Genomic DNA, 17,650 nt, shown 5'->3' on the forward strand with positions numbered 1-17,650 from the left:
GCCCGATCCCACTCCTGAGCCTCCGAGGGCCGAGGAGCCGAGACCGGAGCCTCCCAACCCCGACCCCGCGCCGGAGCCCCCCAGGGCCGAGGAGCCGCGTCCCGAGCCTCCCGGGCCCGATCCCGTGCCGGAGGCCCCGGGGGACGATTCCGTGCCCCCGCCGGAGGCGTACACCCCGGACGCCCCGGACTCCCAGTCCGTGCCGGACGCGCCGGGGGCCGAGGACACCCGGCCCGCGCCGGGTCGTGTCCCGGAGGCGCCGAGTGCCCAGGGCGCGCCCGTACCGGGGACGCCGAACGCCGAGGGCGCCCCCGCGCCGGAGACGCCCAGGCAGGATTCCGCGCCCGCACCGGACGTCCCGAGGGCCGACGACGCGCGGCCGGAGACGCCGAGGGCCGAGGATCTGAAGCCCGCGATTCCCGGACCGGGGGAGAACCCGCAGGGGCAGGGAGGAGGGCCCGTCGACACCGCGCCCCGCGAGACGCCCGACCTGCCGCGTACGCCCGAGGCTCCCCAGGACACCGTCCCCGCGCCCGGGACGCCGCAGGGAGACTCCCCGCCCGCGCCGGAGCCACCCGGGACCGACACGCGGCCCGAGATCATCAACGCGGACGACACGACGCCGCGCGGGCAGGATTCGACCGGCACCGTGCCCGTGAACGATTCCGACGCCAAGGGCGACGCGGGTTCCAAGGGTGACGAGACGACCCCGCGTGGAGACTCCACGGGTAACGCGCCCGACGCCAAGAGCGACACCGGTTCCAAGGGCGATGAGACGACGCCGCGCGGGGACTCCGTGGGCAACGCGCCCGACGCCAAGGACGACACCGGTTCGAAGGGTGACGAGACGACGCCGCGCGGAGATTCCACGGGCAACGCGCCCGACGCCAAGGGTGACGCGGGTTCGAAGGGCGACGAGCGCTCGCCCAGGGACGGGGGAGGCTCGTCCGGCGAGACCATCCTCGACACTCCCAAGAAGGATCATCCCGACGACATCGACCAGAGCGATTCCAGGGCGAAGGTCGTGGAGGTCGACGGGGTGAGGGTGCTCCAGATCCCGCTCGACGCGCCCACGGCCGCCGAGGTCGACGAGCTGCTGAAGAACATCGAGGACATCCCGCCGCTGGAGATGCCCACCGTCGAGGGGGCCTCCGTCACCGCGGGGCAGCCCGGCTGGGTCGACCCGCACCCCCCGCTCGACTCCGCCAGGCCCGTGCACCCGCTCCTCGACACCGCAGGTCCGACCACGGACCAGACCGTCCAGCCGCCGGGCACCGGTGGCGACACCCCCCAGTCCACCAGTACGACCTCCGGCGAGCCCGCCGCGCCCAGGCCCGCCGATACGCAGGGAGGCTCCCCGTCCACCGGTGACGCCGCGCCCCGGCCCGCCGGGACGGCCTCCGGTGAGCCCGCGATCCAGACGGCGGGCACGAACTCGGGCGAGGCGGCCACGCGGCCCGCCGTGGCGCCGGTGCCGTCCGTCGGCGACGCGGTTTCCGCTGTGGCGCAGGGGACCGACGGGGTCTCCGGGCAGGCGGCGGGGGCGGCTCCCGGTGGTGTGGCCGCACAACCGGACCCCCAAGCGAACCCGCAGCCGGGCGCGCAACCCGACACGCGGGCAAACCCGCAGCCGGGCCTGCAACCCGACACACAGCCGGGCACACAGGCGAACCCGCACCCCGACACGCAACCGGCCGCGCAGTCCGACGCGCGGTCCGACGGGGGTTCGGCCGCCCGGTGGGCGAACGACGGCAGTGACGTCGTCACCGCCGAGGCGAGACCGCTCGATCTCGACGCGCTCAAGACGCTCGCCGACAACGCCCGCGAGATCGAACCGCTGGAGATGCCGGGCGTGAGCGTGCCCGACGGGGAGACCTGGGGCGAGGGCGCCTGGGTGCCCATGGACATCCGGCCCGACGGCCCGGCGGGCGACGTCGAACCGGGAGACCCGCTGCGGCCGATCCCGCCCCCGGGCGGCGGCGGGTGACCGCCGCACCGCGAACGCGAGGCCGGGAGTGCCGGGAACACGATCGTGAGCGCCCAGGCGCCGCGCGTACGGGGCCGGGAGCCTCGTGAGGCGCCGCGAGCGTGCGGCGGTGGGGACCGGGCGGCGAGATACGAAGCGGCGGGCGAGTGAGCAGGGGGCAGGAAGCGTGTCAGCGAGGGTGAGGAGCCTGTGATGTTCGTGGATCCACCCGCACCGCAGCCGCTGCAGCCGGGGGAGACTCCGCCTGCCTCGGCCAACGCCGGTCTGCCGTCTCCGGACGCCGTCACGTCGTGGGAGTTCAACCCCGACTACCAGCGGCTGGTGATGATGTGGAGGCAGGTGCTCCCCGTGCTCGACACGCTGACCGCCAGCCTGGACAAGGCCTACCAGCTCGCCAGGAGCAGGGACGTCTGGGACGCCCCCGTCTCCGGCCGCTACGTCGAGGACATGACGGAGTGGCGCACCCGTCTCGGCCTCTACCGGCAGGCGATCCTGACGTCGATCAGCGACCAGGCGGCCGACACGCCGAGGTGGGTGCCGGTCAGCGCCGGAGCCCCGCACGCGTTCTCGTGAGGCGGGCCTCCCGGTGGCGGTGCTCCCCCGCAACACGCTTTCCCGGGGCGGCACGTCCCTGACGTGGGATAACCGGGGAGGGCGGGCTTACAGTGGGGGTGAGTCGTCGTCTTCGGGGTGTGAGACATGGGCGCAGAACCGTACTACGGGCCGGATTTCGGTCTCCTGCAGCGCGAGGACCCGGAGATCGCGAGCGTGCTCCTCGACGAGCTCGACCGGCTCCGCGGGAGCGTGCAGCTGATCGCGAGTGAGAACTTCACCTCGCCCGCCGTGCTCGCCGCGCTCGGCTCGACGCTCACCAACAAGTACGCCGAGGGCTACCCCGGCAGGCGTTACTACGCCGGATGCGAGGTCGTCGACCGGGCCGAGCGGCTCGCGATCGACCGGGCCATGAGGCTGTTCGGCGCCGAGCACGTCAACGTGCAGCCCCACTCCGGCGCCTCGGCGAACCTGGCGGCCTACGCGGCCCTGCTCCAGCCGGGCGACACCGTGCTGGCGATGGAGCTGTCGCACGGCGGCCACCTCACGCACGGATCCAAGGTCAACTTCTCGGGACGCTGGTTCGACGTCGTGGCGTACGGCGTGCGCAGGGACACCGAGCTGATCGACTACGACGAGGTCAGGGAGCTGGCGCTGCGGCACCAGCCCAAGATGATCATCTGTGGCGCCACCGCCTACCCCCGTGAGATCGACTTCGCCGCCTTCCGGGGGATCGCGGACGAGGTGGGCGCCTGGCTGCTCGCCGACGTCGCGCACACCGTCGGCCTGATGGCCGGGCGGGCCCTGCCCTCCGCCGTGCCGTACGCGGACGTGGTGACCTTCACGACGCACAAGGCGCTGCGCGGGCCGAGGGGCGGCGGGATCATGTGCACGAAGGAGCTGGGGCCCAGGATCGACCGGGCGGTCTTCCCGTTCGTACAGGGCGGCCCGCTCATGCACGCGGTGGCGGCCAAGGCGGTCGCGTTCGGCGAGGCGCTGCGGCCGGAGTTCGCGGACTACGCGCGGCGGGTGGTGGCCAACGCCCAGGTGCTGGCCGACGCGCTGGCCGCCGAGGGCATGCGGCCCGTCTCCGGGGGCACCGACAGCCATCTGACGCTGATCGACCTGCGCGACGTCGGGATCTCCGGCGCGGTGGCCGAGCGGCGCTGCCACGAGGCCGGGATCACACTGAACCGCAACGCGATCCCGTACGACCCCGAGCCGCCCACGGTGACCTCGGGGATCCGGGCCGGGACCCCCTGCGTCACGACCCAGGGGATGGGGCCGGAGGAGATGAAGGAGGTGGCCTCGATGGTGGCGCAGGTCATCCGCAACCCGGACGCGACGGGGGAGATACGGGAGCGCGTCGCGGTGCTGACGAGGACCCATCAGATATATCCCAGCGAACTATGAGCTGTTCTGTGTCGTTTTCCGGTCACAGGTGGCCGGACTATCCGCGAAACTGGTTCCGTGCGCGAATACCTACTCATGGCGCTCGTCGCGGCCGCGGTGACGTACCTGCTGGTTCCGCTGGTCCGCGTTTTCGCCGTTCGCATCGGTGCCATGCCCGAGGTCCGCAGTCGTGACGTGCACACCACGCCGACGCCCAGGCTCGGCGGCCTGGCGATGTACGGCGGTCTCGTCGCCGGTCTGCTGATCGCCGGGGAGCTGCCCTACGCCGGGGGCAAGCTGGCGGCCGAGGGCCAGGGCAAGACCGTGATCGCGCTGATCGCCGCGGGCGGCCTGATCACGCTGACCGGCTTCCTGGACGACTGGCTGGGGATGGACGCCCTGGTCAAGCTCGCCGGGCAGATCGGCGCCGCGGGGGTGCTCGTCACCTTCGGCGTCAGCCTGCCGTGGCTCCCGCTGCCCACCGCGCTGGGCGGGCAGACCATCCTCGACTCGACGCTGAGCCCGCTGATCACGATCCTGATCGTGGTCGTCATGATCAACGCCGTCAACTTCGTCGACGGGCTCGACGGGCTGGCCGCGGGGATCGTGGGCATCGCCGCGATGGCCACGTGGACGTACTCGGTGGCCCTGTCGAAGGACTACGGCAACACCAGCATCAACGCGACGGCGGTTATCGCCTCGGTGCTCATCGGGATCTGCCTGGGCTTCCTGCCGCACAACTTCCACCCGGCGAAGATCTTCATGGGCGACACGGGGGCGATGCTGATCGGGCTGGTCCTCGCCTCCACGATGATTCTGGTCACACCGCTCGACTCCAGCAGCATCAACCGCTTCCCGGTCATCCTCCCCCTTCTCGTGCCGGTCGCGATCCTGGTGCTCCCGCTGCTGGACCTGATCATGGCGGTGATCCGGCGCACGTCCAACGGCCTGTCGCCGTTCTCGCCCGACCGGGGGCATCTGCACCACCGGCTGCTCGACATCGGCCACTCGCACCGCCGCAGCGTCATGATCATGTACGCCTGGACCTTCCTGTTCGCCTTCGCGGTCGTGGCGCTGTCCATCGAGGGTGTCCCGCTCATCCTGTTCCCGCTGACCGTGCTGCTCGCCATCGGCGTGCTGGTGATGATGGCGCTGCCCCGCTGGCGCGCCCGCCGCGACCTCGGCGGGGCCGAGGGGCGTGGCGGTCTCGACCCCGCCGTCCCCACCGGCCCTACCGGTCCCGCTGGTTCCGCGGGCCCCGAGGAGGGGCCGGGCCGGCACGCGCGGCCCGGTGAGCAGCCGCCGGGCCGGGTCAGGCCCCACCCGTACCCCTCGGAGCCCCAGGGGCCCCGTACGGTCGCCGCCGGTGACGACACGGCCACGCTGTCGGTGCTGCCCGACCTGTCGCTCAGCGCTCCCCGGCAGGGTTTCTCAAACCCTGAGACGCCGCTTTGAACCGCTTCGCCGACTCCTTGATCGTTTACTTGAAACGGCAGGTAAAGGCGCTCTTCCATGAGCTTGTGATAGCTTTCACTAGCAGTCGCTCACCAGGATGAGCCCTGTGAGGTAGCAATCGCTCGCTTGATAACCCCCATCTGGAGCACCGATGCAGGATAACGATCTCCGAATTCTCAGGGCGGCCTTGATCCCCACGGCCCTCCTCGGTCTGATCGCTGTCGTCGTCGCCGCGTTCCTCGCGGGTGGCAAGGGGGCGCTGGGAGCCGGCATCGGCATCGTCGTCGTGGTGGCCTTCTTCACGATCAGCCTGGTCGCCGTCGCCTACGCGGCGCGGATCTCGCCCACGATGATGATGGCCGCGGCGATGGTCAGCTACTTCGCGAAGATCCTCCTGCTGGCGGTGATGCTGGACTTCTTCGCGGACGCCACGGTGTGGAGCCCGATGGCGTTCGCCCTGACCGTCATCGCCTGCACGATCTGCTGGACCGCCGGTGAGGCGCGTGGCTTCATGCGGCTCCGCATGCTCTACGTGGACCCCGACGCCAAGGTCCCCGGCTTGATCGAAGAGAAGAGGTGACATGTCGCGTCTTATGTCGAATGTCCCTTACACTCGCCTCGACAGACGGGGCAGGGCTGGTCGCCACCGGACATCTGACAGGGAATCCCCTGAAGGCTGGTCCGATATGACTAGTCAGAGTCGCGCCTGCTATTGTCGCGTGCGCGACAAACAAAAGTAGGGGAAGGCCTGCCGGAGCCCCTGAGCCCTGCCTCCTCGCCCCGTTCGCACTCCCCGTCTGGTCGGCCTGCCCAAGGTGGTCGCCGGATGACTTCTTGACCAATCAATACGACGAAGGGAACGCCGAGTGAGCGCCGCGCTGACGCCTCTCGCCTCCGAGGAGTTTCATGCTCCGGGGCTCGGCCTGTTCGACTGGCCGCCGCTCGTCGAAGGTCAGGCCTGGTTCAACAAGCCCGCCCTGCTCGCGCTGGTCGGGGCTCTGCTGGTCATGGGACTCGTCTACAGCGCCTTCTCCAACCCGAAGCTGGTGCCGAGAGGCATGCAGAACGTGGGCGAACTCGCCTACGTGTTCGTCCGGGAGCAGATCGCCAGGCCGAACCTGGGCAAGGACAGCGACCGGTGGATGCCGCTGCTGTTCAGCATGTTCCTCTTCGTCTGGATCATGAACCTGTTCGGCTCCGTGATCTTCGTACAGTTCCCCGTGATGTCACGGATCGGCTACCCCGCGATTCTCTCACTTGGTGTATGGGTGCTGGTGATGTACCTGGGGATCAAGCACCAGGGTCCCATCGGCTTCTTCAAGAACGTGATGTTCCCGCCCGGCCTGCCGACGTGGATCTACTTCCTGGTCGCGCCCATCGAGCTCATCTCGACCTTCTTCCTGCGCCACATCACGCACGCGGTTCGACTGTTCGCCACCATGATGGCCGGTCACCTGATCGTCGCGCTGTTCTCCGAGGTCGGCTGGCACTTCCTGTTTGTCGAGCTGTCTCCGCTCGGTGCTCCGCTCGGCGTGCTGGGGGTCATCATGACCATCCTGCTCACCGCCTTCGAGCTGTTCATCCAGGCGCTGCAGGCATACGTGTTCGCGCTGCTGGCCGCCATGTTCATCAATGACGCGCTGCACGCCGCGCACTGAATTTTTCCGCCCTACCGAAAAAAACCCCGGTGGACACTCCACTGGTCGATAGAAAAGGAAATCAAAGCATGTCTAGTGGTCTGCTCGCCGAAGTGACTGGCAACCTCGGTTCCATCGGCTACGGCCTCGCCGCGATCGGCCCCGGCGTCGGCATCGGCATCATCTTCGGCCAGGGCGTCCAGGCCATCGCCCGCCAGCCCGAGGCCTACGGCCTCATTCGCCAGAACATGATCCTGGGCTTCGTCTTCGCCGAGGCGCTCGCGCTGATCGGTATCGCGCTCGCGTTCGTTTTCCGGGCCTGAAAGACGACCGGCCCTGACGGAAGGCAGCATTTATGAATCTGCTAGCGGCAGAGGAAGCGGCGAACCCTCTCCTCCCGAACTTGGCGGAGATGGTCGTCGGTGGATTCGCATTCCTGTTCGTCCTCTTCTTCGTCGGTCGCCTCCTGGTCCCTCGCATCCAGAAGACGCTGGCCGAGCGTGTAGACGCCATCGAGGGCGGCATCAAGCGAGCCGAGGACGCGCAGGCCGAGGCCCAGGCGCTGCTCAAGCAGTACAAGGACCAGCTCTCCGAAGCCCGTCACGAAGCCTCGCGGCTGCGTGAGGAGGCCCGTGAGCAGGGCGCGCAGATCAAGGCGGAGCTCCGCGAGGAGGCTCAGGCCGAGGCCCGCCGCCTGGTCGAGGCCGCGCACCTGCAGATCGAGGCCGACCGCCAGCAGGCGTTCGCCCAGCTCCGCACGGAGCTCGGCCGCCTGTCGATCGAGCTGGCCGGCCGCATCGTCGGCGAGTCCCTGGAGGACGAGGCGCGCCAGCGCCGTACCGTCGACAGGTTCCTCGAGGAGCTCGAGTCGAGCAGCGCGGCGGTCCGCTGATGACGCGGCGAACCAGGCGTGACGCGCGAGTGTCGGTGAGCGGCTGATGAGAGGTCTGAGCAGGACCTCGCTGGCCGAGGTCGAAGAGCGCTTCAACGCCGTCGCGGGAAGCGCCGATCTCGGCACGCTGGCCGACGAGCTGTTCTCGGTCGCCGACCTGTTGGACCGCGAGCACGGGCTCCGCCGCAACCTCTCCGACCCCGCGCGTCCCGGTGCCCAGAAGGCGCAGATCGTCCGGGTGCTGCTGGAGGGCAAGATCAGCGACGCCGCGCTGGAGACGGTCGTCGCGGCCGTGTCCGCCAAGTGGGCGCGCTCGGGCGACCTGGCCGACTCCCTGGAGCGTCTCGGCGTCGTCGCGGCCTCGGCCGAGGCGGAGGCGCAGGGCAGGCTCGACGACGTCGAGGACGAGCTGTTCCGGTTCGGGCGCATCGCCGCCTCGAACCTGGAGCTGCACCGGACCCTCACGGCGCCGGCGGCCCCCGAGGCGGCCAAGCGGGAGCTTCTGAACTCCCTCCTGGCCGAGAAGGTCGCCCCCACCTCGCTCCGGCTGGTCACCCAGCTTGTGCTGCATCCGCGAGGACGTAGCCTGGACAGTGGGCTTGGGGAGTTCGGCAAGCTGGTCGCCGCCCAGCGGCAGCGCCTCGTCGCGGTGGTGCGCAGCGCCGTCGCGCTCTCAGAGGAGCAGAAGCAGCGTCTCGCCACGTGGCTGCGCACCTCGTACGGCCGCGACGTTCATCTGAACGTCGAGGTGGATCCGCGGGTGCTGGGAGGGTTCTCGGTCCACATCGGGGACGACCTCATCGACACCACCATCGCGGGACGAATCGAAGAAGTCCGCCGCCGGTTGGCCGGCTAGGCGAATAGGGAGACTGAAGAGAGATGGCGGAGCTTACGATCCGGCCGGATGAGATCCGGGACGCACTTGAGCGCTTCGTCCAGGCGTACGAGCCGGAAGGTGCCGCGCGCGAGGAGATCGGGACCGTCGTCGACTGCGGCGACGGCATCGCCCATGTCTCCGGCCTTCCCTCGGCGATGGCGAACGAGCTGCTTGAGTTCGAGGACGGCACGCGTGGCCTGGCACTGAACCTGGACGTCCGAGAGATCGGTGTCGTCGTTCTGGGCGACTTCAGCAAGATCGAGGAGGGCCAGTCGGTCCGCCGGACGGGCGAGGTCCTGTCCGTGCCGGTCGGCGACGGCTTCCTCGGCCGGGTGGTCGACCCGCTGGGCGTCCCCCTGGACGGCAAGGGCGCCATCGAGTCCGAGAGCCTTCGCGCCCTCGAACTCCAGGCCCCCTCGGTGGTTCAGCGCCAGCCGGTGAAGGAGCCGCTGCAGACCGGTCTCAAGGCGGTCGACGCCATGACGCCGATCGGCCGCGGCCAGCGCCAGCTGATCATCGGTGACCGTGGCACGGGCAAGACCGCCGTCGCCGTGGACACCATCCTCAACCAGCGGGAGAACTGGCTCTCCGGCGACCCCGACAAGCAGGTTCTCTGCGTCTACGTCGCGGTCGGCCAGAAGGGCTCCACGATCGCCCAGGTCAAGGGCCGCCTTGAGGAGGCGGGCGCGATGGAGTACACCACCATCGTCGCCGCTCCGGCGTCCGACCCGGCCGGCTACAAGTACCTCGCGCCCTACACCGGCTCGGCCATCGGCCAGCACTGGATGTACCAGGGCAAGCACGTCCTCATCGTCTTCGACGACCTGACCAAGCAGGCCGACGCCTACCGCGCCGTCTCCCTGCTGCTCCGCCGTCCGCCGGGCCGCGAGGCGTTCCCCGGCGACGTCTTCTACTTGCACTCCCGCCTCCTTGAGCGCTGCGCGAAGCTGTCCAAGGACATGGGCTCCGGCTCGATGACCGGTCTGCCGATCATCGAGACGAAGGGCAACGACGTCTCGGCGTTCATTCCCACCAACGTCATCTCGATCACCGACGGCCAGTGCTTCCTTGAGACCGACCTGTTCAACGCGGGTGTGCGTCCGGCCATCAACGTCGGTGTCTCCGTCTCCCGAGTCGGTGGCTCGGCGCAGGTCAAGGCGATGCGGAAGGTCGCCGGCACGCTGCGCCTGTCGCTGTCGCAGTTCCGTGACCTGGAGGCCTTCGCCTCCTTCGCCTCCGACCTGGACGCGGCCTCCCGTGCCCAGCTGGAGCGCGGCCAGCGCCTGGTCGAGCTGCTCAAGCAGGCCCAGTACAACCCGTTCCCGGTCGAGAAGCAGGTCGTCTCGGTCTGGGCCGGCACCACGGGCGAGCTCGACGACGTCCCGGTCGAGGACATCCGCCGCTTCGAGGCGGACTTCCACGACTACCTGGGCCGCGAGAAGAAGGGCATCTTCGACAGCATCCGCGAGACCAAGGAGCTGTCGGACGACACGGTGACCGCCCTCAAGGACGCGATCACCGAGTTCAAGAAGAGCTTCGAGACCTCCTCCGGTGAATACCTGGTCAACGACGAGCCGGTCGCCGCGCTCGGCGAGGGCGAGGTCGGCCAGGAGAAGATCACGAAGCGAGTCCGCACGGCAGAGAAGAAGTAGCCGATGGGTGCCCAGCTAAGACTGCTGCGGCGGCGGATCAAGTCGGTCAAGTCCACGGCGAAGATCACCCGCGCCCAGGAGCTCATCGCCTCGTCCCGCATCGTCAAGGCACAGCAGCGGATGCAGGCCGCCGTGCCGTACGAGCGCGAGATCACTCGCGCCGTCACGGGCGTGGTCAGCAACACCTCCACCACCGACCATCCGCTGACGGTGGCCAAGGAGCAGCCCACCAGGGCCGCCGTCCTGATCGTCACCAGCGACAGCGGTTTCTGCGGTGGCTTCAACGCCAACGTCCTGCGTGAGGCGGAGGCGCTCGGCAACCTGCTCAGGGACAGGGGCGTCGAGCCCGTGCCCTTCGTGACGGGCCGCAAGGGCGTCGCCTGGCACACCTTCCGCAACCGTGAGATGGGCGGGCAGTGGACGGGGTTCTCCCGTAAGCCCGCCTACTCCGACGCCAAGGAGATCGCCGGCGCCCTGATCGAGGCCTTCTCGGCCGAGGACGGGCTCGACGAGATCCACATCGTCTCCACCGAGTTCGTCTCGATGCTGACGCAGGAGGTCGTGGTCAAGCGGATCCTCCCGCTGGTGGTCGAGGAGAGCACGGAGCAGCCCGACACGCCGCTGCCGTACTTCGAGTTCGAGCCCACCGCGGGCGAGGTTCTCGACACGCTGCTGCCGCGTTACGTGGAGTCGCGCATCTTCACCGCGCTGCTCCAGTCGGCGGCCTCCGAGGAGGCCTCGCGCCGCCGGGCGATGAAGTCGGCCACCGACAACGCCAACGAGCTCATCCGCGTGTTCACGCAGAAGATGAACCAGGTCCGCCAGGCCGAGATCACCCAGGAAATCAGCGAGATCGTCGGTGGCGCGAACGCGCTGGCCGACTCCGCAGCGGGGAAAGAGTGAAATGACTGCACAGACTGTTGAGACCGGCGTGGGCCGCGTCGCGCGGGTCACCGGTCCCGTCGTCGACGTGGAGTTCCCCGTCGAGGCGATGCCCGAGATCTACAATGCCCTCAAGGTCGACGTCGAGCTTCAGGGTGAGGCCAAGGTCCTGACCCTGGAGGTCGCCCAGCACCTGGGTGACAACCTCGTCCGCGCCATCTCCATGCAGCCCACCGACGGCCTCACCCGTGGCGCCCCGGTGACCGACACCGGCGCGGCCATCTCGGTCCCCGTCGGCGACGTCGTCAAGGGCCACGTGTGGAGCACCCTCGGTGAGTCGCTGGACGTCGAGACCTCCTCCCTCCAGATCAACGAGCGCTGGGGCATCCACCGCCCGTCGCCCGCCTTCGACACCCTTGAGTCGCGGACCGAGATGCTGACCACCGGCATCAAGGTCATCGACCTGCTCACCCCGTACGTGCAGGGCGGCAAGATCGGCCTGTTCGGCGGCGCGGGCGTGGGCAAGACCGTTCTGATCCAGGAGATGATCCGCCGGGTCGCCCGCAACTTCGGTGGCACCTCGGTGTTCGCCGGGGTCGGCGAGCGCACCCGTGAGGGCAACGACCTCTGGCTGGAGATGGAGGAGGCGAACGTCCTCAAGGACACCGCCCTCGTCTTCGGCCAGATGGACGAGCCCCCGGGCACCCGTCTGCGCGTCGCGCTCTCCGCCCTGACCATGGCGGAGTACTTCCGGGACGTCCAGAAGCAGGACGTGCTGCTGTTCATCGACAACATCTTCCGGTTCACCCAGGCCGGTTCCGAGGTGTCCACCCTGCTCGGCCGTATGCCGTCCGCGGTGGGTTACCAGCCGACCCTCGCCGACGAGATGGGTGTTCTCCAGGAGCGCATCACCTCGACCCGCGGTCACTCGATCACCTCCATGCAGGCGATCTACGTCCCCGCGGACGACATCACCGACCCGGCCCCGCACAACGCGTTCGCGCACCTCGACGCGCAGACCGTTCTCTCGCGGCCGATCTCGGAGAAGGGCATCTACCCCGCGGTGGACCCGCTCGACTCCACCTCGCGGATCCTCGACCCGCTGATCGTGGGCGAGGAGCACTACCGCGTGGCCCAGGAGACCAAGCGGATCCTGCAGAAGTACAAGGAACTGCAGGACATCATCGCGATCCTCGGTATCGACGAGCTCTCGGAAGAGGACAAGGTCACCGTCAACCGGGCCCGTCGCATCGAGCGCTTCCTGTCCCACCCGATGTACGCCGCCGAGGCGTTCACCGGCCAGCCCGGTGAGAACGTGCCGCTGGACGAGACCATCGCCTCGTTCAAGGGCCTGTGCGCCGGCGACTACGACCACCTGCCCGAGCAGGCGTTCTTCATGGTCGGCGGCATCGACCAGGCCGTGGCCAAGGCCAAGGAACTCGCCCGCTAGTCGCCTTCGGCGCCGGTACGGTCACGCGGCCGTACCGGCGCCTGGTTCGATAAGGAACTGGAGAGAAAGTGGCGAAGCTGCGAGTAGGCGTCGTCTCCCCGGAGCGTGAGATCTGGTCCGGTGAGGCCGACATGGTGATTGCCAAGACCGTCGACGGCGAGATCGGTATCATGCCTAGGCACGCACCCGTGCTCGGCGTTCTCGTCGAGGGCGGTCTGCTGACGATCAAGCGGGGCGACGGCGAAGCCGACCTCGTCGCCGCCGTCCACGGAGGATTCCTCTCGGTGGCCGACGACGAGGTGTCGATTCTGGCCGAGCTGGCCGAGCTGGGTTCCGAGGTCGACGTCACCCGCGCGAAGAACGCGCTGGAGCGGGCCCAGGCCTCGGTCGAGTCCAACCAGGAAGACGCGGACGCGGCCTCCGAGGCCAAGCGTGCCAGGGCCCGGCTGCGCGCGGCCGGGGAAGAAGTCGGATAAATTCTGCTTCTTAGGCTGTACGCGCTTTTGGGGGGCGAGCAGACATGGTGGTGGATGTTCTCATCGTGCTGGGGCTGCTCGTCGCCCTCCTGGGACTCCGGGTTCTCATCCTGACCCGCTCCCGGGGATCGGTGCTCTGTTGCCTGCGCTCCCTGTCAAAGGAGCGAGGTTGGCGGGTCGGTGTGGCCCGCTACGCCGACGGCCATCTCAACTGGATCCCGCTCATAGGTCTGCTTCCAAGGCCGCGCCACGTCATCGTGAGGCGCGGCCTTGTCGTTTCCGGGCGTCGCAAGGTCGGGTCCGGTGAGTTCTTCGGGTTCATCGAGGGCGTGACGGCGATCGAGTGCCGCAACGGGCAGGACGCCTTCGAGCTCGCCATGGGATACCGGGCCCTCACCGGTTTCGTCGCCTGGCTGGAGTCGGCCCCGCCCAGCGCCTATCTCGACGTCGCCTGAGCGGAGCCGGTCCCGTTCAGTGCTTGGCTCGCCCGGGTTTTTGGTCGCTCAGCGGGTGCCGCCGGGCTTCCAGAGGATCTCGTCGCCGTTCGCGGCCACCCGGCAGAGGATGAACATCAGGTCGCTCAGCCGGTTGAGATACTTCGCGGTCAGCGGGTTGACGTCGTCGTGGACCTCCAGCGCCGACCAGACGGTCCGCTCGGCCCGCCGGACCACGGTCCTGGCGACGTGGAGCCAGGCCACGGCCGGGGTGCCGCCGGGCAGGATGAAGCTGCGCAGCGGTGTGAGGCGCTCGTTGAACTCGTCGCACCGCGCCTCCAGCCACTCGACGTAGGAGGGCTCGACCCGCAGCGGCGGGAACTCGGGGTTCTCCACGACCGGGGAGCACAGGTCGGCCCCGACGTCGAACAGCTCGTTCTGGATCCGGGTGAGGAGGGCGGTGACGTCCGCCTCCAGGGTGCCCGCGGCCAGGGCGACGCCGATCGCGGCGTTGGCCTCCTCGACGTCCGCGTAGGCGGCCAGGCGCGGGTCGGTCTTGCGGGTGCGGCTCATGTCGCCGAGCGCGGTCGTGCCGTCGTCTCCGGTCCGGGTGTAGATCTTCGAGAGCACCACCGGCTTGTCTCTGTCAGCTCGCGTCATGTGGCTCAGCGTATCGGCAGGAAAAACTCTCCTGATTAACCTGATAGTGGACAATATGATTTGTCGATGGTTTCTGGTTTCTACCTGCGATTCCCTCACATCTCCCACGAGACGTTGACCTTCGTCGCCGACGACGACGTCTGGGCGGCCCCGGCGGACGGCGGGCGGGCGTGGCGCCTCTCCTCGGACCGGGCCCCCGCGAGCCACCCCCGCCTCTCGCCCGAAGGCACCAAGGTCGCCTGGACCAGCGTTCGCGACGGCGCTCCCGAGGTCTACCTGGCGGACCTGGAGTCCGGTTCCGCGGAGCGCCTGACCTACTGGGGGGACGCGCGGACGCGCACCCGAGGCTGGACGCCGGGCGGCGAGGTTCTCGCGATCAGCGCGACCGGCCAGCCGTCCACCTCGCAGACCTGGGCCTACGTGCTCGGTGAGGGACGCGTCGAGCGGTTGCCGTACGGCCCGGTCAACGACCTGTCGGTGACGGGGGACGCGGTGGCGCTGCTGGCCGGGGGGCTTCCCCGCGACCCGGCGGCCTGGAAGCGCTACCGGGGCGGCACGGCGGGCCGCCTGTGGGTGCGGCGCGGTGACGGCGACTTCACCCGGATCCTGGCGGATCTGAACGGACACCTCGCCGACCCGATGCTCGTCGGGGGACGGCTCGTCTTCGTCTCCGACCACGAGGGCGTCGGCAACCTCTACTCCTGCGACCCGGACGGTACCGGCCTGCGCCGCCACACCGACCACGACGTCTTCTACGCCCGGCACGCCACCACCGACGGGACCCGGATCGTCTACCAGAACGCCGGGGACCTCTACCTCCTGGACGATCTCGATGCCGAGGCCCGCAAGCTCGACGTCACCCTCGGCTCCCCGCTGCGCGGACGGCAGCCATACCAGGTCCACGCGGGCAGGCGGCTGCACGACCTGGCCGTGGACGCGACCGGGCGGGCCAGCGCGGTGGAGGTCCAGGGGACGGTGCACTGGGTGACCCACCGGGACGGCCCGGCGCGGCAGCTCAGCACCGGCCTGTCGGCGGGGCGGCCTCGGATCCTCGGCGACGACCGCGTGGTGTGGGTCTTCGACGACGGTGAGACACAGGGGCTGGAGATCGTCCCGGCGGGGGGCGGGGAGAGCCGCAGGATCGCCGTGGGCGCGCTGGGCGAGGTCGGGGACCTGGCCGTCGCGCCCGACGGGAACACGATCGCGGTGACCGCCAGGGACGGGCGGCTGCTGCTGGTCGACGTGGCCTCGGGGGAGGCCGTGGAGCTGGCCGGGGCCGACGGGGAGATCCAGGGGCTCACCTGGTCGCCCGACTCGGCCTGGCTGGCCTGGTCGCACCCGGACGGCACCCAGCTGCGCAGGATCAGGCTGGCCAGGGTGGCGGACCGGGTCGTCACCGACGTCACCGACGGCCGGTTCGTGGACATCTCACCCGCGTTCGCGGGGGACTATCTGGCGTTCCTGTCGCGGCGCGGCTTCGACCCGGTCTATGACGCGCACTCCTTCGACATGTCCTTCCCCTTCGGCTACCGGCCCTACCTGGTGCCGCTGTCCGCGGCCACGCCGTCCCCGTTCGCGCCCAGTTCCGCGGGGCGGGCCGCCGAGTCCGGCTCGGGCTCCGGCGACGACGACAAGAAGGACGACGGCGCGGCCACCGTGGACCTGGAGGGCATCGCCGCCAGGGTCGTGCAGGTGCCGGTGCCCGAGGGCCGCTACTCGGACCTGCGCGCGGTCAAGGGCGGGTTCGTCTGGCTGCGGGAGCCGCTGGCGGGGGAACTCGGCGAGGACCGGGGCGAGGTGGGGGGCGAGGCGCCCCGCCCGGCGCTGGACCGCTACGACCTGGTCAAGCGCAAGTGGGAGGAAGTGGTCGAGAAGCTCGACTGGTACCGGGTGAGCGGTGACGGCACGCAGCTCGTCGTCAGCGACAAGGGCACGCTCACGGTCCGCCCCGCGGGGGGCAAGCCGGGCGGCAAGAACGGCGACGACGCGACCGTCGACCTGTCCAGGATCCGGATCACCGCCGACCCCCGGGCGCTGCGGCGGCACGCCTACGCCCAGGCGGGCCGCCGGATGCGCGCCGACTTCTGGGTCGAGGACATGGCCGACGTCGAGTGGGAGGCCGTGCTGGAGGAGTACCGGCCGCTGGTGGACCGGGTCGCCACCGCCGACGACTTCGCCGACCTGCTCTGGGAGGTGCTGGGGGAGCTGGGCAGCTCGCACGCCTACGTCGACGCCGCGCCCTGGGGCTACCCGGCCTCCGAGCCGATCGGGCTGCTCGGCGCCGACCTCTCCAGGGGCGACGACGGCCGCTGGCGGGTGGACCGGGTGCTGCCCGCCGAGTCCTCCGACGTGCACGCCCGCTCGCCGCTGGCCGGTCCCGGGGCGGGTGTCCAGCCGGGAGAGGCGCTGCTCGCGGTCGACGGCCGCCCGGTGCCGCCCGAGGGGCCCGCGCGGCTGCTGGTGGGTGCCGCCGACAAGCCGGTCGAGCTGACCCTTGTCGGTGGCCGCCGGGTGGTCGTCACGCCGCTCCGTGACGACCGGCGCCTGCGCTACCAGCACTGGGTGGCCGGATGCCGGGCGCGGGTCAGGGAGCTCGGCGGCGGGCGCCTCGGTTACCTGCACATCCCGGACATGGTGGCCGAGGGCTGGGCGCAGTTCCACCGCGACCTGCGCAGGGAGATGACCTTCGAGGGGCTCGTGGTGGACGTACGGGGGAATCGAGGCGGTCACACCTCCGAGCTCGTCATCGAGAAGCTGATCCGCCGGGTCATCGCCTGGGACCTGCCCCGGGGCATGACGCCGATCACCTATCCCGAGGACGCGCCGCGCGGCCCGCTGGTCGCGATCACCAACCAGAACGCCGGGTCCGACGGCGACATCGTCACCGCGGCCTTCAAGATCCACAAGCTCGGGCCCGTGGTGGGCACCCGTACCTGGGGAGGCGTCATCGGCATCGAGGACGCCCACCGCCTGGTCGACGGCTCGCACATCACCGTGCCCAAGTACTCCTTCTGGTTCGAGGAGCTGGGCTGGGGCGTGGAGAACTACGGCGTCGATCCCGACGTCGAGGTCGACATCGCCCCCGACGACTGGGCGGAGGGGAGGGACCCGCAGATCGAGGAGGCGGTACGGCTCGCGCTGGCCGCGCTGGACGAGCGCCCGGCGGCGACCCCGCCCGACCCCGCCACCCGGCCCTCGCGGCGGCGTCCCGCGCTGCCGCCCCGCCCGTAGTTGACATTTGTCATCCAAAAGATCTTAAAGATCACTGCCTTTCCGGTGATATCAACGACTACCTGCTCAAACG

General features: G+C 69.9%; 15 protein-coding genes and 1 pseudogene. 15 read left to right on the forward strand and 1 reads right to left on the reverse strand.

Annotated features, from left to right (window positions below):
* From ACW9TB_RS11580 to ACW9TB_RS11645, 14 genes and pseudogenes are all read left to right on the forward strand, one after another.
* Nucleotides 1–1,987 (forward strand): annotated as a pseudogene (locus ACW9TB_RS11580) (hypothetical protein); the annotation flags it as partial.
* A 192-nt stretch (nucleotides 1,988–2,179) separates the two neighbouring features.
* Nucleotides 2,180–2,560, forward strand: a complete 381-nt coding sequence (locus ACW9TB_RS11585; RefSeq protein WP_472747979.1) for a hypothetical protein — start codon at nucleotides 2,180–2,182, stop codon at nucleotides 2,558–2,560.
* A gap of 126 nt (nucleotides 2,561–2,686) precedes the next feature.
* A complete protein-coding gene (locus tag ACW9TB_RS11590; RefSeq protein WP_472747980.1) occupies nucleotides 2,687–3,952 on the forward strand; it encodes a serine hydroxymethyltransferase in 1,266 nt (421 codons plus the stop codon).
* 57 nt (nucleotides 3,953–4,009) lie between these two features.
* Complete coding sequence (locus ACW9TB_RS11595; protein WP_472747981.1) at nucleotides 4,010–5,386, forward strand: glycosyltransferase family 4 protein; 1,377 nt, start codon at nucleotides 4,010–4,012, stop codon at nucleotides 5,384–5,386.
* A 151-nt stretch (nucleotides 5,387–5,537) separates the two neighbouring features.
* The gene (locus tag ACW9TB_RS11600; RefSeq protein ID WP_472747982.1) at nucleotides 5,538–5,966 is read left to right on the forward strand and encodes a hypothetical protein; all 429 of its coding nucleotides are present in this window, start codon (nucleotides 5,538–5,540) and stop codon (nucleotides 5,964–5,966) included.
* A 286-nt stretch (nucleotides 5,967–6,252) separates the two neighbouring features.
* Entirely contained in the window at nucleotides 6,253–7,044 is a 792-nt protein-coding gene (gene atpB, locus ACW9TB_RS11605) for a F0F1 ATP synthase subunit A (RefSeq protein WP_472747983.1), read from the forward strand.
* 68 nt (nucleotides 7,045–7,112) lie between these two features.
* Entirely contained in the window at nucleotides 7,113–7,346 is a 234-nt protein-coding gene (atpE, locus tag ACW9TB_RS11610; protein WP_386264945.1) for an ATP synthase F0 subunit C, read from the forward strand.
* A gap of 32 nt (nucleotides 7,347–7,378) precedes the next feature.
* Entirely contained in the window at nucleotides 7,379–7,915 is a 537-nt protein-coding gene (locus ACW9TB_RS11615) for a F0F1 ATP synthase subunit B (protein ID WP_472747984.1), read from the forward strand.
* Nucleotides 7,916–7,961: 46 nt separating this feature from the next.
* Nucleotides 7,962–8,771 carry a F0F1 ATP synthase subunit delta gene (locus ACW9TB_RS11620; RefSeq protein ID WP_472747985.1) on the forward strand — a complete coding sequence of 270 codons (810 nt, stop codon included), beginning with the start codon at nucleotides 7,962–7,964 and terminating at the stop codon, nucleotides 8,769–8,771.
* Between the two features lie 23 nt (nucleotides 8,772–8,794).
* Entirely contained in the window at nucleotides 8,795–10,444 is a 1,650-nt protein-coding gene (atpA, locus tag ACW9TB_RS11625) for a F0F1 ATP synthase subunit alpha (protein ID WP_472747986.1), read from the forward strand.
* Nucleotides 10,445–10,447: 3 nt separating this feature from the next.
* Complete coding sequence (locus ACW9TB_RS11630; protein ID WP_472747987.1) at nucleotides 10,448–11,347, forward strand: F0F1 ATP synthase subunit gamma; 900 nt, start codon at nucleotides 10,448–10,450, stop codon at nucleotides 11,345–11,347.
* Between the two features lies 1 nt (nucleotide 11,348).
* Entirely contained in the window at nucleotides 11,349–12,776 is a 1,428-nt protein-coding gene (gene atpD / locus ACW9TB_RS11635) for a F0F1 ATP synthase subunit beta (protein ID WP_350973502.1), read from the forward strand.
* Nucleotides 12,777–12,844: 68 nt separating this feature from the next.
* Nucleotides 12,845–13,252 carry a F0F1 ATP synthase subunit epsilon gene (locus tag ACW9TB_RS11640; protein ID WP_472747988.1) on the forward strand — a complete coding sequence of 136 codons (408 nt, stop codon included), beginning with the start codon at nucleotides 12,845–12,847 and terminating at the stop codon, nucleotides 13,250–13,252.
* Between the two features lie 44 nt (nucleotides 13,253–13,296).
* Entirely contained in the window at nucleotides 13,297–13,707 is a 411-nt protein-coding gene (locus ACW9TB_RS11645) for a DUF2550 domain-containing protein (RefSeq protein WP_329090987.1), read from the forward strand.
* Nucleotides 13,708–13,755: 48 nt separating this feature from the next.
* Here the strand turns inward: ACW9TB_RS11645 and ACW9TB_RS11650 are convergent, their stop codons facing one another.
* Nucleotides 13,756–14,346, reverse strand: a complete 591-nt coding sequence (locus tag ACW9TB_RS11650) for a cob(I)yrinic acid a,c-diamide adenosyltransferase (protein ID WP_472747989.1) — start codon at nucleotides 14,344–14,346, stop codon at nucleotides 13,756–13,758.
* 66 nt (nucleotides 14,347–14,412) lie between these two features.
* Here ACW9TB_RS11650 and ACW9TB_RS11655 point away from each other — a divergent pair, with 66 nt between their 5' ends.
* Entirely contained in the window at nucleotides 14,413–17,577 is a 3,165-nt protein-coding gene (locus ACW9TB_RS11655; protein WP_472747990.1) for a S41 family peptidase, read from the forward strand.
* Nucleotides 17,578–17,650 lie beyond the last annotated feature (73 nt).

This window comes from Streptosporangium sp. H13245, from assembly GCF_055690525.1.